Origin of the sequence: Streptomyces sp. JW3 (assembly GCF_052216785.1) — a bacterium.
Classification (GTDB): Bacteria; Actinomycetota; Actinomycetes; order Streptomycetales; family Streptomycetaceae; genus Streptomyces.
This window is the reverse complement of sequence record NZ_JBQOUX010000057.1, coordinates 1-13,606: the sequence shown is the minus strand read 5'-3', so window position 1 is coordinate 13,606 and position 13,606 is coordinate 1. Positions and strand designations below refer to the sequence as shown.

Below are 13,606 nucleotides of genomic sequence, written 5' to 3'. Positions count from 1 at the left end.
GGAGAGCGCCATGCAGGGGACCACGGGGACGACGCCGCAGCCCGCCGCCACCTATCCACCGACCGACCGCACCGTCCCCACCCGCGCCGCGGACCGCGCCTGCTACGACCGGGAACTGGTGCACTCGATACTCGACGAGGGGTACGTCTGCCACCTCGGCTTCGTCCGGGACGGCGCCCCGGTGGTGCTGCCGACGCTGTACGGCCGGGTCGGCGAGCGGCTCTACCTGCACGGCTCGACGGGCTCCCGCCCGCTGCGCATGACGGGACAGGCGGACCCGGGGCTGCCGGTGTGCCTGACGGTCACGCACGTGGACGCGCTGGTACTGGCCCGCTCCGCCTTCCACCACTCGATCAACTACCGGTCGGTGGTGGTGCACGGCACGGCGTACGACGTCACGGACCCGGAGGAGAAGCGCACCGCCCTCGACGCCCTGGTCGACCACGTCGTACCGGGCCGCTCCGGCGACTCCCGGCCCGCGAACAAGAAGGAGCTGGCGGCCACCGCCGTCATCCGCCTCGACCTGCGCGAGGTCTCCGCCAAGGCCCGCACCGGCGGCGTGAACGACGAACCCGAGGACCTCGGCCTCCCCCACTGGGCCGGACTCCTCCCGCTGCGCCAGGGTTACGGCGCCCCGGTCGCCGACCCCGGCCTGGCCCCCGGCACCCCGGTCCCGGAGTACCTCTCGGCGCCGCGCCCCTGACCCGCCCGCGCCCTTCGCGCCTGCCCCGCCTCCGCGACCGTGAGGCCGGTGACCGAGCCGAGCAGCAGCAGCGTGCCGGCCAGGGTGGCCGGCGTGAGGCGCTCGCCGAGCAGCGTGACGGCCACGGTGGCCGGCGTGAGGCGCTCGCCGAGCAGCGTGACGGCCAGCAGGGCCGCGGCGACCGGCTCGAGCAACATGATCACGGACACGGTGGCGGACCGGACCACGGCCGCGCCCGCGAAGTACAGGCCGTAGGCGAGGGCGGTGGGCACGGCCGCGACGTAGGTCAGCAGCGCCAGCAGCCGGAGCGGTTCCGCGGTGTGCGGCACCAGCCCCTCGGCCGCCGCGAACGGCAGCAGGCACAGACTGGTGACGGCGAACGCGCCGACCGACGTACCGGCGGCGTCCGCCCCGCCGTCCCGGCCCCACCGGCGGGTCAGCAGGGTCATCAGCGAGTACCCGGCCGCGGACAGCAGCGCCAGGACCACACCCCACGGGCGTACGGCCGCGCCGCCCCCGCCCAGGACCAGTACACCGAGCCCGGCCGACGCCCCGGCGACCGCGGCGGCACCGCCCCGGCCGAGACGCTCCCCGAGGGTGAACCGGGCGCCGAGCGCGATCAGTACGGGGCCGGCGCCGAGGGCGACGACGGTCGCCACGGCCAGTCCGGTGGACCGCACCGCGGCGAAGTAGGCGGTCTGGAACACGGCGAGGGCGACGCCGGTGGCGACGGCCCGCGCCGCCCTGCGCCGGAGCGGCCCGGCCGCCGTCTTCCGGGTCTTCCGGGTCCGGCGGCGCGGCAGCCGGGCGGCGAGCAGCAGCACCAGGCCGGCCGCGCAGCGCCAGAAGGACAGGGCGACGGGGCCGAGGTCGCTGGCCCGGTAGACCAGTGCGGCGGCGGCACCAGCGGTGCCCCAGGCGACACCGGCGACGATCAGGAAGAGGAGGCCACGCCCGACGGGCAGGCCGGAAACCACAGGGGACACGAGAGTTCTCCGCAGTCGCGCGATCAGCGCGGAAGTTCGGCAGGGACCCCGGATCGAACCGTCAGGGCCCCACGGACCTCGGCCGCGGGCAGCACCGTCCGGCCCGGCGGCAACGCGCCGGGCGACTCATCGGTGGGCCCGCCTCAGACGGCCGGGGGCGGGAGAACGAGGGCGTCCGCATGCATGACCGGCAGGCTAGGCGGCCGGTCCCCGGCGGGACAACTCCCTTTCCGGACCACCGGACGCCACCGGCTCGGCGGCCCCCGAGACGGGTGTCGACGCCTGGGCGATGAAGGCCCCCACCAGGACCACCGCGCCCCCGGCGAGCTGCGGCGCGGACAGGTGCTCGCCGAGCAGCACCCAGGCCAGTACGGTCGCGATCACCGCCTCCAGACAGGCCACGACCCCCGCGACCTGCGGCGACAGCCGGCGTACGGCGACGATGCCGGTGACGTACGCCAGTACCGTGGCGACCAGCACGATCCAGGCCAGCAGCAGCACGGCGGCGACCGGCGTGCCGTCGACCGGCACGGTGTGCGCGAGCACCCGCCACTCCATGTCCCAGGGACGGGCGACGACGGTGAGCACGGCCGCCCCGACGAGCAGCCCGTAGGCGATCACACCGAGCGGGTCGGGGGTGTCGTCGCCGGCGTCGCTGCCCCGGTCGGACAGGACGAAGTAGCCGACCTGACAGCAGGCGGCACCGAGCGCGAGCAGCAGACCGAGGGCGTCGAAGCCCAGCCCCGCCCAGACCTCCACCACACAGGCGAGGCCGCCGACCGCGAGGACCACCCCGAGCGCGGCGGCCCGGGTCACCGGCCGCCGCTGCACGAACCGCACCCAGCCGAGCACGAGGGCCGGTGCCAGGTACTCGACCAGCAGGGCCACGCCGACGGGGATCCGGGAGAGCGCCGCGAAGTAGCAGGCCTGGACACCGGCCACGGCGAACAACCCGTACCCGGCGAGCAGACCGGGCCGGCGGCGCACCAGCGCGCGGTGCCGCACGGCGAGCGGCAGCATCACCAGGGCGGCGCCGGCCACCCGCAGCCACACCACGTGCAGCGGGTCGAGGCCCGCCTCGATCAGCGGCTTGGCCGCGACCCCGGAGCCGCCGAAGGCGAGGGCGGACCCGAGCGCGATGCCGAGCGCGGCACTCTTTCCCCCGCGGCCACGCGCGCTGTCAGTCGTCTGCACCGGCCCATGATGACAGGCGAAGACATGACCGTCACCCCGTTCACACCTGTCTCGCCACCGCAAATCAAACACCGACCACCGGCCGGACACCGAAAACCAACCACGGACCACGGACCACGGACCACCGACCGACTGGCCACCCGCCACCGGCCACCGGCCACCGGCCACCGGCCACCGGCCACCAACCGGGCCTCGACCGAACCCGGGCCGGGATCAAGACCTCGGCTCCACCTGTCCGTCGCCCACCCGGGCCAGCACCGCCTCCGCATCGACACCCGCCCGCCCCAGCACCTCGACAGCCCGCGCCCCCGGATCCGTGACGAGCGCGGCCAGGAGATCCACCCCGCCGGCCAGGACGGCTCCCCGCCGCACCGCACGCCCACCCGCCCGGTCGATCGCGGAGGCGGCCGAGGGAGAGAGGCCCGCGATCTCCGCTACCGCGGGCACGGCACCGGAGTCCTCGACGGTGCCCTGCCAGCGCAGGCCGTAACCGATACTGCGCTGCACCAGATAGCCGAGCAGCCGGGCCAGCTGCGGGCCGTCGCCGAGCACGGCGCGCACCTCGGGGTCGGACTCCAGGAGCGAGTGCAGCAGATGGGCGGTGTCGATCTGCCGGTCCCCGTCCCGGACCGCCCTGCGGCGCGCGCCGGAGACCACCGACGCCAGTTCGGGGCTGAGCCGGTCGTCGTGGTCGGCGCCGTCCGGCCGCCGGGCGTCTTGCTCACCGGCCGACTGCCGGGAGATACGGGGTTGCACCACCCCACCCCATCAATCCTCATAGGACCGGGTCATCCCCGGAGGGGAGCATTTCGGCGTCCCACGCAGAGTGGACGCCGACGGCCGCAATCTCCTCCTCACGGATGAGATCACGCCGCAGGGTGCCCGCACGCGAAGACGCCCCGCGGATCGCTCCACGGGGCGTCTTCTCCGGCCGCGGCCGGCCGTCAGTCCTCGTCGGCGAGGATCCGGTACAGCTTCTTGCGGGACTCGTTGATGACGGCGAGCGCCTTCTCCCGCTGCTCCTTGCTGCCGGTCTTCCAGACCTGGCCGAACGCTTCCATCAGGCCGAAACCGGCCTGCCGGATGTCGTTCAGCGCCTCCCAGTCGACCCCGCGCGACGCCTCTTCCCAGGGAGCCTCGGGGCCCTCATCGGCGGCGGTGCGGCCGGACTCGGTGAGGGCGAACAGCTTCTTGCCGCCCTCGCTCTCACTGGCGATCAGGCCCTCGTCCTCCAGTAGTTGGAGGGTGGGGTACACCGAGCCGGGGCTGGGCTTCCACGCCCCGCCGCTGCGCTCGGCGATCTCCTGGATCATCTCGTAGCCGTGCATCGGCCGGTCCTTGAGCAGGGCCAGGATCGACGCGCGTACGTCGCCGCGCCGGGCCCTGCCCCGCGGACCGCCCCGTCCCCGGCCGCCCCAGGGCCCGGGACCGAAGCCCGGCCCGAAGGGTCCGGGACCACCACCGGGGCCGCCGGGACCACCCGGCCCGAAGGGGCCGAAGGCCGCGCGGCGCCCTTCGAAGCCGCCGCGCCCGAAGGGGCCGTCCTGGCCCCGTCCACCGTGTCCACGCTCGTATCCGTGGGTACGCATCGCAATCACTCCATTCCATCGTTGATCTGTCGCGATGCGTCAACGATATATCGGAACAGTTCGCTTGGCAACCCCCGGTTCAGGCAGCCCCCGGTCCAGTCGTCGCGAATTGGCCTTGGCCCGCGCCTCCCCGGGCCCCTTAGCGTCAGGGCATGCGCATCCGAATCGTCGACGCCTTCACCGACCGGCCCTTCGCGGGCAACCCCGCCGGGGTCCTGCTGCTGGACGCCTTCCCGGACGACGACCTGCTCCAGAAGGTCGCCCTGGAGGTCAACCACGCCGAGACGGCCTTCGCCCACCGCCTGCCCGAGGGCGGCGCGGCCGACTGGGCGCTGCGCTGGTTCACGCCGGCCACCGAGGTCGCCCTGTGCGGCCACGCCACCCTCGCCACCGCCCACGTCCTGCACACCACCGGCGCCCACGAGGGACCGGTCCGGTTCGCCACCCGCAGCGGCGTCCTCGTGGCCACCCCCGACGCCGCCGACGGCTCGATCACCCTGGACTTCCCGACCGCGCCGCTGACCCCGGTCGCGGCCCCCGCAAAGCTCGCCGCGGCCCTCGGCACCGAACCCCGCGCGGTCCTCGACACCGGCCCGAACGTCGGTGACCTGCTGGTCGAGGTCGCCGACGAGAAGACCGTCCGCGAGCTGGCGCCGGACCACAAGGCGCTGGCCGCCCACTCCGAGCGGGGCGTCATCGCCACCGCCCGCGCCGACAACCCGGCGCGCGGCTACGACTTCGTCTCCCGCTGCTTCTTCCCGAACGTCGGCATCGACGAGGACCCGGTCACCGGCAGCGCCCACACGGCGCTCGCCCCCTACTGGTGCGAACGCCTGGGCCGCCCCGCCCTCACCGGGCTCCAGGCGTCACCGCGCTCCGGCCTGGTCCGGGTCGAACCGCGCGGCGAGCGCACCCTGCTGACCGGACGCGCGGTGACGGTGATCGAGGGCGAGCTGCTGGCCTGGTGACACCGGAGCGGGGGTGCGGGACACCCTCCCGCACCCCCGCTCCCCTGCCCACCGTCACACCGTCACGCCGTCGGCAGCCAGCTCACCTTCCCGGCCAGCAGCGCGTAGCCCACGAAGGCGCCGATGTCGAGCAGCGAGTGCGCCACCACCAGCGGGCCCACCCGGCCCCACCGCCGGTAGAGATACGCGAACACCACGCCCATCACCATGTTGCCGACGAAGCCGCCGATGCCCTGGTACAGGTGGTACGAGCCGCGCAGCACGGAGCTGGCCACCAGCGACGCCCGCGGCGTCCAGCCCAGCTGGTCGAGCCGGCGCAGCAGGTAACCGACGACGATGACCTCCTCCAGGACCGAGTTCTGCACGGCGGAGAGGATCAGCACCGGGTACTTCCACCACACCTCGGGCAGCGCCTCGGGCACCACCGTGAGGTTGAAGCCGAGGCCCCGGGCGGCCAGGTAGAAGGCGATGCCGCTGCTACCGATGACGGCCGCGATCACCGCCCCGCGCAGCAGGTCGGGCCCCGGCCGGGTGCGGTCGAAGCCCAGCACCCGCAGGCTCCGTCCCTCACGCAGCAGCAGATGGGCGACGAGGGCGACCGGCACCAGCGCGGTGGCGATGCCGAAGAGCTGCCAGGCGAGGTCCAGCCACGGGCGGCCGGGCGCGGCCGAGGCGTTGAGGGTGGCCGCCTGGTCCTTCAGTCCGCCCGGCCGGGTGACCGAGCCGATGAAGCTGATCAGGGCGGAGACCCCGCTGGCGCCCAGCGAGAGGGCCAGGACGAGCAGCGTCTCGTCGCGCAGCCCCCGTCGCGAGAGCCCTTTCTGAGGGATGGAATCGACCACCGGGCCCGCCTCCGCCATGCACACCTGCCTCCACCGGACGTCACAGCTTGCCCGATCAGTATGCGGCGGACGTCGGCGGGGGCGGGTGAACGGATGAGCCAGTCATCCGCGCGGGGCGGAGGAACGGCGAACCGGTGTGCGCGGCTACGGCCGGCCCACCGGCCACAGGTGGACCGGGTCCCCCTTGTGCATCAGCTCGACGTACCGCCGGGTCGTCGCGGCCAGCGCCGCCTCCCGGCTCATGCCCGCCTCCAGTGCCCGGTGGAAGGTGGCCGCCTGCCAGCTGGCGCCGTTGACCCGGCGCCGGCACCGCTCGTCGATCACACCGAGGTAGAAGTCCCGGTCGGCGGGTTCGATGCCCCACGCCTCGAGTCCCGCCTCGGCCAGCGGCAGCAGCTCGTCGCGGACCAGGGCGGCGGCGTCGACCTCGGTGGTGCCGCCGAGCCGGCCGCGCCGGGGCCAGGTGAAGCGGGCGTCGATGCCGTACCGGCAGGCGGCGTCGAAGTTGGCGGCGGCGGCCTCGAACGGCAGCCGGGTCCACACCGGCCGCGGTTCGTCGGCGAGGGCGCGGACGACACCGTAGTAGAACGCCGTGTTGGCGATGACATCGGTGACGGTGGGGCCGGCGGGCAGTACACGGTTCTCCACCCGCAGGTGCGGTACGCCGTCGGCGACGCCGTAGACGGGACGGTTCCAGCGGTAGACGGTGCCGTTGTGCAGGACCAGTTCGGCCAGCGACGGCGCGCCGCCCGCGTCCAGGACGTCGAGGGGGTCCTCGTCGTCGCAGATCGGCAGCAGGGCCGGGTAGTAGCGCAGGTTCTCCTCGAACAGATCGTACGCCGAGGTCACCCACCGCTCCCCGAACCAGGTGCGCGGCCGTACCCCCTGGGCCTGGAGCTCGGGCGGGCGGGTGTCGGTGGACTGCTGGAACAGCGGCGGGCGGGACTCGCGCCACAGCTCGCGGCCGAACAGGAAGGGCGCGTTGGCGCCGACGGCGATCTGCGCGGCGGTGACCGCCTGCGCGGCGTTCCACACCCCGGCGAACCGCTCGGGGGTGACCTGGAGGTGCAGTTGCACCGAGGTGCAGGCGGCCTCGGGGGCGATGGACTTCGAGGTGCAGCTGAGGCGTTCGACGCCGTCGATCTCCAGGTGGAAGTCCTCACCGCGGGCGGCCACGATCTGGTCGTTGAGCAGGGCGTAGCGGTCCACGTCGGAGAGGTTGGAGGAGACCAGGTCGTCCCGGTCGAGGGTGGGCAGAATGCCGATCATCGCGATTCCGGCGTCCAGCTCCCCGGCCTTTCGGTCGGCATATGCCAAGGAGGTCCGGATTTCCTCGGCGAGCCGATCGAATACCCGGCCCTCCAGCCGATGTGGGGCTATGTTGACTTCCAGGTTGAACATGGCGAGTTCTGTTTGGAAGTCCCGGCTCGCGATGCGTTCGAGGACCTGCCCGTTCAGCATTTTCGGCATCCCGTCGGCACCGACGAGATTCAGTTCGATCTCCAGCCCCATCAGGTTCTTCGGACGGTCGAACCGCCGCTCCGCCAGGAGCCGCTCCAGGCCCGTCAGACAACGGCGGAGCTTGTCGCGGTAGCGCTGGCGATCGGACAGGTCCACCTGGCCTGCCGCGACCTTCTCCCCCATAGGAAGCGTCCTCCTCGGATAGCGGGCCGACCTCCGGCCGCCGGTGGGTGCCGGTCAGGATGGATGATGCCCCGCCCGAGCGATCGATAACGTCCCCGCGCCGACCCGCGAGCCGCTACGCTGGAGCGATGTGACCGGGGGCACATTCACTGGGCATGGCGCGCACACGGTTTCGGCCCCGAGCAAACCCCGGGCAACTCGTGGAAAAGCCCGACGAGAATAGGCCGACCGCTTCTCGGCTATTTTCCGAGGTCATCGGCGTCCACCCCCTTCGAAATCAGGATATCCTCCGCATATCGCCGACCGAATGCGCTCTTGTTCGTCTTGCCGGAAACCGCTAGCCGAAACACAGTCTGAACACGTGTCGTATAAACTTCGCGGACACGGCAGAGAGCTGGCGCCTACGGTCGAGAGATGCTGCCGAGGCGACGTACGGCAGCCCTCACCCCCGCATCCGGCTCTCGGACCCGGCCTCGCCTCTCTGCCTCTGTGAGCTGACAGCGTCGTCCGCCCGGCCCCACGCCGCCCTGCCCCGCCCTCGCGCCACCGTGCCTGTGATTGAGAGGCGACCCACCATGCCGCTGCATGTCCCCCCGGCTCCCGCGCCCGCCCTGCGCACCGTCCTCACCGCACTCTCCTCGCCCACCGCGGTCACCGAGGCCCGCACCCCGTCACTGCTCGGCGCCCGGGGCCCGGTCACCCCCGAACTGCCGCTGCCCCTGCACGTCCTGGACCACGTCACGCCCGAGGGAGTACCGGCCGTCCGGCTCGCCGGGTGGCGCTTCCTCATCCGCAGCGGGGACCGCGTGGTGGCCGCCGCGGACACCATGCTGACCCCGGACGGCTGGGCCTTCTCCCGGTTCTTCGAAGGCCCTTACGTCACCTCGACCCAGCGCGCGCTGCGCCACGCCGAGGCGATGCCGCAGCCGTTCCAGCCCCGGCTGCTGTCGGTGCCCGGCCTGTACATGCTCGCCCTGTGGCTGCACGGCGACCGCACGGCCGACGCCGCCGCCGGCCACCCGGACGCCGCCGACCTGCTGGTGCCGCTGGCCCCGGCCCCGCCCGGCATCGCGGCGCACCGGCCGCACCGGGTCGCGGACCTGCTCCCGGTCCTGACCCACCGCGCCACCCCGACCCCGCTGCTCCGCTCCCCCGCCTGATTTCCCGCACGCCCGCACGCGACCCCGCCGCCGAGAAAGGCGGCGGGGTCGCGTGCGCTCATAGGAGCAGCGATTCGCTCATCCCGTTTCGCAGGGGTTCGTTACCCAACCGGACCAGCCTCTTCGGACCCCCGCGAACCGTCCGAAAGGACAGCGGAGTTGGACTGAACCGTCCGGGCGGGTGACGCGTCCTCAACCTGTGAGAGGCGGTGCCGCGAAATACCTGCGGATCGACGCCCATGGGGCAACACTGGGTCCGGACCGACATAGCCAACGGGGGACGGCCATGAACCACGTTTCACACCGCGGGACAGCGCCGACAGCACACCTGAACAGCACCCACCCCATCCACCTCACTCCGGAGCGAGAGAACCCTGCCATGTGCCAGCACCAGCCACCGTGTCCGTCAGCCCACTCCGCCGACCGGGAATCCGCCCGTCTCGTGGCGCACCACCCGGAGCAGGGCTGGAGCCTGCTGTGCAACGGCGTCCTCTTCTTCGAGGACACCGGTGAGCTCCTGCCGGACGGCCGGATCATCGCCCCGCACCGCCCGCTCGGCGCCGGCCAGGTGATGACGGCCGCCTGACCGGCACCGGAGTCAGCCCTTCGTGGCACCGGCCGCGAGCCCGCCGACCAACTGCCGCTCGGCCACCGAGTAGAAGGCGAGGGCCGGCACCATCGCCAGCACCAGGTAGGCGAAGACCCGGGCGGTGTCGGCGGAGTACTGGCCCTGGAACTGCTGGACCCCGATCGGGATGGTCCACCAGGTCGAGTCGGTGAACACCAGCAGCGGCAGGAAGAAGTTGTTCCAGCTGGTCACCACGGCCAGCACCGACACCGTGCCGAGGGCCGGCCGTGCCATCGGCAGCAGCACCCGCCAGAAGAAACCGAACGGCCCGCAGCCGTCCAGGGTGGCCGCCTCCTCCAGCTCACCGGGGATCTCCCGGAAGAAGCCGCGCAGGATGATGATGGTCATCGGCAGCCCGAAGGCGGCCTGCGGGAGGATCACACCCAGTGGGTTGTCCAGCAGCCCCATCGAGCGCAGCAGCAGGAACAGCGGCAGCGCCGCCACCGCGAAGGGGAACATCAGCCCCATCGTGAACAGCGTGAACAGCGCCTCCCGGCCGCGGAACGCGAACCGCGCGAAGGAGAACGCGGCGAGCGCGGAGACCGCGACCACGATCACGGTGGTCGCCACCGCGATCAGCGTGCTGTTGCCGACCAGCCGCCAGAAGGAGCCCGAGCCGAGGATGCCGGTGTAGTTGGAGACCTGCCACGGACTGGGCAGCCCCACCGGATGGTCGGAGAGCTGATCGCTGGACTTGAACCCGGACAGCACGGCGTACAGCAGCGGTACGGCCATGACGGCGCCGACGACGGTCAGGACGATGTGCAGCGGCAGGTTCCGCCCGCGGGACTTGCGGGACGTGGTGCTCACTTGCCGTCTCCCCTCATGGTCGTGGTGGCCCCCTGGAGGTCGCGCCGCAGCACGAACCGCTGGTAGGCGAGGGCGAAGACGAGGCTGATGCCGAACATGACGACGCTGATGGCGCTGGCGTAGCCGACCTGGTAGCGCTTGAACCCGAACTGGAACAGGGTGACGGCCATGGTCTCGGAGTGGTGGTCGGGACCGCCCTGGGTGACCACCCACACCAGGTCGAACAGCTGGATGGCGCCGATGACGGACAGGAACACGCTGATCCGCAGGGTGGGCGCCAGCAGCGGCAGGGTGACACTGCGAAAGCGCTGCCAGGCGTTCGCGCCGTCGATGAGCGCGGCCTCCGTCAACTCCTTCGGGATGGACTGGAGTCCGGCGAGGTAGAGCATCATGTGGAAGCCGAAGTACTTCCAGGTCATGACGAGGAAGAGGGTCGCCATCACCATCGACGGATCGGCGAACCACTCGCCGCCCAGCCCGTCCAGACCGACGCCGCCCAGCGCCCGGTCGGCGAGCCCGTCGTCCGGCGCGAAGATCATGCCGAACAGCACCCCGGTGATCGCCTCGGAGAGCACGTACGGCGCGAAGAACAGCATCCGGTAGAGCGCCCGGCCGCGGATCCGCTGGTTCAGCAGGACCGCCATGGCCAGCGCGAACGGCAGTTGCAGCAGCAGCGACAGCACCACCAGGACCAGGCAGCGCCACAGGTCGCCGAGGAAGACCGGGTCGTCGAAGAGCCGGGTGAAGTTCTCGGTGCCGATGTAGTCCGAGGGCATGCCGAAGCCGCCCCACCGGAAGAAGGCGGCGTACAGCGCGAACAGGATCGGCAGCACGACCAGGACGAGGAACAGCACCAGGGCGGGCACTTGGAAGCCGACCGCGGTGAGCCAGTGGGTGATCCGGCGCCGGGACCGCCCCCGGGCCGCGGCGGCCGGCGGAGGCGGCGGGCCGTCACCGGGGCCGGTCCGCTGGTCCGGCAGAAACGTGGAGGTCATCGGCGGTTACTGCTCTTCCTTCGCGACCTTGGTGATCGACTCGGTGACCTGCTCGGGCGACTTGGAGCCGGCGACGAGCGCGGCGACACTGTCGTTGACCTCCTGGCCGACGGCGGGCGCGTACGCCTGGTCGAGATAGAGCTGGAAGCCGGTGGCCGCCTTCAGCTGCTTCTGTACGGCCTTCAGGTTGACGTCGCTCAAGGCGCTCTCGGCGGCCGGGACCACCGGCAGCACACCGGTCTTGGTGACCAGTTCCCGGTCGGTGGCCTCGGAGGCGAAGAACTTCAGGAAGTCGACGGCGGCCTGCGGGGCGTCGCGTCGCAGGGCGTGTCCGTTGGCGCCGCCGAACACCTCGGTGAGGGCGCCCTTGCCGCCCTCGACCGCCGGGAACGGGAAGAAGCCGAGGTCGTCCCCGAGCCCCTTGCCCGAGTCGGCCTGCACCACCGGCGCCCACTGGCCCATCAGCTCCATCGCGGCCTTGCCGTTGCCGACGGCGGCGGCCTGCCCGTTCGGCGCGGAGTACGCGGCGCCGAGGAAGCCCTTCTGGAACGGCTGGAGATCGGCCAGTTCCTTCAGGAGCTGCCCGGCCCGCACGAACGCGTCCCCGGTGAAGTCCTTGTCGTCGGCGGCCTGCTGCACGGCCGCCGCGCCGCCGACCCGCATCGCCAGGTAGGCCCAGTAGTACATGCCGGGCCACTTCTCCTTGCCGGCCAGGGCGAGCGGCGCGATGTTCTCCGACTGCAACGCGCGTACGGCGGTCAGGAAACCGCTCCAGGTGGTGGGCGGTGCGCTGATACCGGCCTTCTTGAAGAGCGCCTTGTTGTACCAGAAGCCGACCATGCCGCTGTCGAACGGGATGCCGTAGAGCTTGTCGTCGATCAGGTACGGCTCCTTGGCGACCGGGAGCATGCCGTCGGCCCACTCCTTGGTGCGGTCGGTGAGGTCCTCGACGAGGCCCGCGTCGACCTGCTGCTTGAGGACGCCGCCGCCCCAGGTGTGGAAGATGTCCGGGAGCTTGCCGGAGGCGATCAGCGCCGTCATCTTCGACTTGTAGGCGTCGTTCTCCAGCTGGACGATCTTTATCTTCACCTGGGGGTTCCGCGCCTCGAACTTCTTGGCGAGGGCCGCCCAGACGTCCTTGGTCGGCTGGGTGGTGGAGATGTTCCACCACTCGATGGTGGTGGTCCCGGACGACCCTTCGTCCGAGTCACCGCCGCAGCCGCTCAGTGCCGTCATGCCCAGACCGGCCGCGGCCGAGGCCGCCAGGAAGCCGCGGCGGGACAGTGCCGGGTCGCCCATGATGCGCTCCTTGGGTACGAAAGTTTCGGAGAAAATCCAGAAAGCTGCGCTGTTGCCGCACCCTAGAGACAGCGCACAAACGGTGGCAACCCCCTGTGCACCACGAATCTTTGGTCATGGAAGCCCAGCCGCCTCGGCGTCTCGAAACATTCGGATTAATCCGCGAACCTTTTACGCGACGCAACGCCACGAATCAGCCCACTTAACGGGCATATCGGACTACCGTGGGCTTGCCCTCCACCCGTCCGACCCCAGCGAGGCACCCATGCGCCTGAGCATCCGCAACCAGCTCCCCGGCACCGTCACCGCCGTCACCCCCGGCGAGGCGATGGCGACGGTCCGGATCCGTCTGGCCGGCGGCCAGGACCTCACCGCGGCGATCACCCGGGAGGCCGTCGACGACCTCGCGCTCGCCCCGGGCTCGGCCGTCCGGGCCCTGGTGAAGTCGACGGAGGTGTCCCTGGCCACCGCCTCCGTCGCGGGCCTGTCCCTGCGCAACCGGCTGCCCGGTACGGTCACCGCGCTCACCGCCGGCGACGCGATGGCCGCCGTGAAGATCTCCGTCGAGGGCGCCGAACTGACCGCCGCCATCACCCGGGACGCCGCCGACGACCTGGCCCTGGCCCCCGGCCTGCCCGTCGTCGCGCTGGTCAAGTCCACCGAGGTGGCCCTCGCCGGCGCGTGACGACGACGAGAAGGGGCCCCGCCGGTCGGACACTGTTGGTAAATGGTCCGGTCCCTGTGCGTGACGTCGGCCTTCATCGCCTGGTTGTGGGTGGTGAAGGCCG

General features: G+C 72.0%; 14 protein-coding genes. 5 read left to right on the top strand and 9 right to left on the bottom strand.

What is annotated here, in order from left to right:
* Positions 1-10: 10 nt before the first annotated feature.
* Positions 11-703: a pyridoxamine 5'-phosphate oxidase family protein gene (locus tag ACTT8P_RS22570; RefSeq protein WP_442833510.1), complete on the top strand. Its 693-nt coding sequence runs from the start codon at positions 11-13 to the stop codon at positions 701-703.
* Here ACTT8P_RS22570 and ACTT8P_RS22565 read toward each other — a convergent pair.
* The 4 genes from ACTT8P_RS22565 to ACTT8P_RS22550 all read right to left on the bottom strand — a co-directional run bounded on the left by ACTT8P_RS22565 (position 625) and on the right by ACTT8P_RS22550 (position 4,472).
* Complete coding sequence (locus ACTT8P_RS22565; protein WP_442833509.1) at positions 625-1,689, bottom strand: DMT family transporter; 1,065 nt, start codon at positions 1,687-1,689, stop codon at positions 625-627. The two genes, ACTT8P_RS22570 and ACTT8P_RS22565, sit on opposite strands and share 79 nt — an antisense overlap.
* A gap of 195 nt (positions 1,690-1,884) precedes the next feature.
* The gene (locus ACTT8P_RS22560) at positions 1,885-2,883 is read right to left on the bottom strand and encodes an EamA family transporter (RefSeq protein WP_442833508.1); all 999 of its coding nucleotides are present in this window, start codon (positions 2,881-2,883) and stop codon (positions 1,885-1,887) included.
* A 213-nt stretch (positions 2,884-3,096) separates the two neighbouring features.
* Positions 3,097-3,639: a Clp protease N-terminal domain-containing protein gene (locus ACTT8P_RS22555; protein ID WP_442833544.1), complete on the bottom strand. Its 543-nt coding sequence runs from the start codon at positions 3,637-3,639 to the stop codon at positions 3,097-3,099.
* Positions 3,640-3,827: 188 nt separating this feature from the next.
* Positions 3,828-4,472 (bottom strand): PadR family transcriptional regulator, encoded by a 645-nt coding sequence (locus tag ACTT8P_RS22550; RefSeq protein ID WP_442833507.1) that lies wholly within the window; start codon positions 4,470-4,472, stop codon positions 3,828-3,830.
* 152 nt (positions 4,473-4,624) lie between these two features.
* Here ACTT8P_RS22550 and ACTT8P_RS22545 point away from each other — a divergent pair, with 152 nt between their 5' ends.
* Complete coding sequence (locus ACTT8P_RS22545; protein WP_442833506.1) at positions 4,625-5,440, top strand: PhzF family phenazine biosynthesis protein; 816 nt, start codon at positions 4,625-4,627, stop codon at positions 5,438-5,440.
* A 62-nt stretch (positions 5,441-5,502) separates the two neighbouring features.
* Here the strand turns inward: ACTT8P_RS22545 and ACTT8P_RS22540 are convergent, their stop codons facing one another.
* Complete coding sequence (locus tag ACTT8P_RS22540) at positions 5,503-6,300, bottom strand: CPBP family intramembrane glutamic endopeptidase (protein WP_442833505.1); 798 nt, start codon at positions 6,298-6,300, stop codon at positions 5,503-5,505.
* 126 nt (positions 6,301-6,426) lie between these two features.
* Positions 6,427-7,926: a glutamate--cysteine ligase gene (locus ACTT8P_RS22535; protein ID WP_442833504.1), complete on the bottom strand. Its 1,500-nt coding sequence runs from the start codon at positions 7,924-7,926 to the stop codon at positions 6,427-6,429.
* A 575-nt stretch (positions 7,927-8,501) separates the two neighbouring features.
* Between ACTT8P_RS22535 and ACTT8P_RS22530 the strand changes: the two genes are divergently transcribed.
* Entirely contained in the window at positions 8,502-9,086 is a 585-nt protein-coding gene (locus ACTT8P_RS22530) for a hypothetical protein (protein WP_442833503.1), read from the top strand.
* Between the two features lie 379 nt (positions 9,087-9,465).
* On the top strand, positions 9,466-9,672 hold the full coding sequence (locus ACTT8P_RS22525) for a DUF5999 family protein (RefSeq protein WP_361167322.1): 207 nt from the start codon (positions 9,466-9,468) through the stop codon (positions 9,670-9,672).
* 12 nt (positions 9,673-9,684) lie between these two features.
* On the opposite strand, the gene ACTT8P_RS22520 is transcribed toward ACTT8P_RS22525, so the two are convergent.
* The 3 genes from ACTT8P_RS22520 to ACTT8P_RS22510 all read right to left on the bottom strand — a co-directional run bounded on the left by ACTT8P_RS22520 (position 9,685) and on the right by ACTT8P_RS22510 (position 12,818).
* Positions 9,685-10,449, bottom strand: coding sequence for a carbohydrate ABC transporter permease (locus ACTT8P_RS22520; RefSeq protein WP_442833543.1), 765 nt, complete (start codon positions 10,447-10,449; stop codon positions 9,685-9,687).
* 71 nt (positions 10,450-10,520) lie between these two features.
* The gene (locus ACTT8P_RS22515; protein ID WP_442833502.1) at positions 10,521-11,519 is read right to left on the bottom strand and encodes a carbohydrate ABC transporter permease; all 999 of its coding nucleotides are present in this window, start codon (positions 11,517-11,519) and stop codon (positions 10,521-10,523) included.
* Between the two features lie 6 nt (positions 11,520-11,525).
* Positions 11,526-12,818, bottom strand: coding sequence for an extracellular solute-binding protein (locus tag ACTT8P_RS22510; RefSeq protein ID WP_442833501.1), 1,293 nt, complete (start codon positions 12,816-12,818; stop codon positions 11,526-11,528).
* 265 nt (positions 12,819-13,083) lie between these two features.
* Here ACTT8P_RS22510 and ACTT8P_RS22505 point away from each other — a divergent pair, with 265 nt between their 5' ends.
* Entirely contained in the window at positions 13,084-13,503 is a 420-nt protein-coding gene (locus ACTT8P_RS22505) for a TOBE domain-containing protein (RefSeq protein ID WP_442833500.1), read from the top strand.
* The last annotated feature ends 103 nt before the right edge of the window (positions 13,504-13,606 follow it).

Bases quoted from the DNA above. Each gene is read 5' to 3' on its own strand.
- ACTT8P_RS22570 (WP_442833510.1), top strand. From the start codon at position 11: ATGCAGGGGACCACGGGGACGACGCCGCAGCCCGCCGCCACCTATCCA.
- ACTT8P_RS22550 (WP_442833507.1), bottom strand. From the start codon at position 4,472: ATGCGTACCCACGGATACGAGCGTGGACACGGTGGACGGGGCCAGGAC.
- ACTT8P_RS22545 (WP_442833506.1), top strand. From the start codon at position 4,625: ATGCGCATCCGAATCGTCGACGCCTTCACCGACCGGCCCTTCGCGGGC.
- ACTT8P_RS22540 (WP_442833505.1), bottom strand. From the start codon at position 6,300: ATGGCGGAGGCGGGCCCGGTGGTCGATTCCATCCCTCAGAAAGGGCTC.
- ACTT8P_RS22535 (WP_442833504.1), bottom strand. From the start codon at position 7,926: ATGGGGGAGAAGGTCGCGGCAGGCCAGGTGGACCTGTCCGATCGCCAG.
- ACTT8P_RS22530 (WP_442833503.1), top strand. From the start codon at position 8,502: ATGCCGCTGCATGTCCCCCCGGCTCCCGCGCCCGCCCTGCGCACCGTC.
- ACTT8P_RS22525 (WP_361167322.1), top strand. From the start codon at position 9,466: ATGTGCCAGCACCAGCCACCGTGTCCGTCAGCCCACTCCGCCGACCGG.
- ACTT8P_RS22520 (WP_442833543.1), bottom strand. From the start codon at position 10,449: ATGGCCGTACCGCTGCTGTACGCCGTGCTGTCCGGGTTCAAGTCCAGC.
- ACTT8P_RS22515 (WP_442833502.1), bottom strand. From the start codon at position 11,519: ATGACCTCCACGTTTCTGCCGGACCAGCGGACCGGCCCCGGTGACGGC.
- ACTT8P_RS22510 (WP_442833501.1), bottom strand. From the start codon at position 12,818: ATGGGCGACCCGGCACTGTCCCGCCGCGGCTTCCTGGCGGCCTCGGCC.
- ACTT8P_RS22505 (WP_442833500.1), top strand. From the start codon at position 13,084: ATGCGCCTGAGCATCCGCAACCAGCTCCCCGGCACCGTCACCGCCGTC.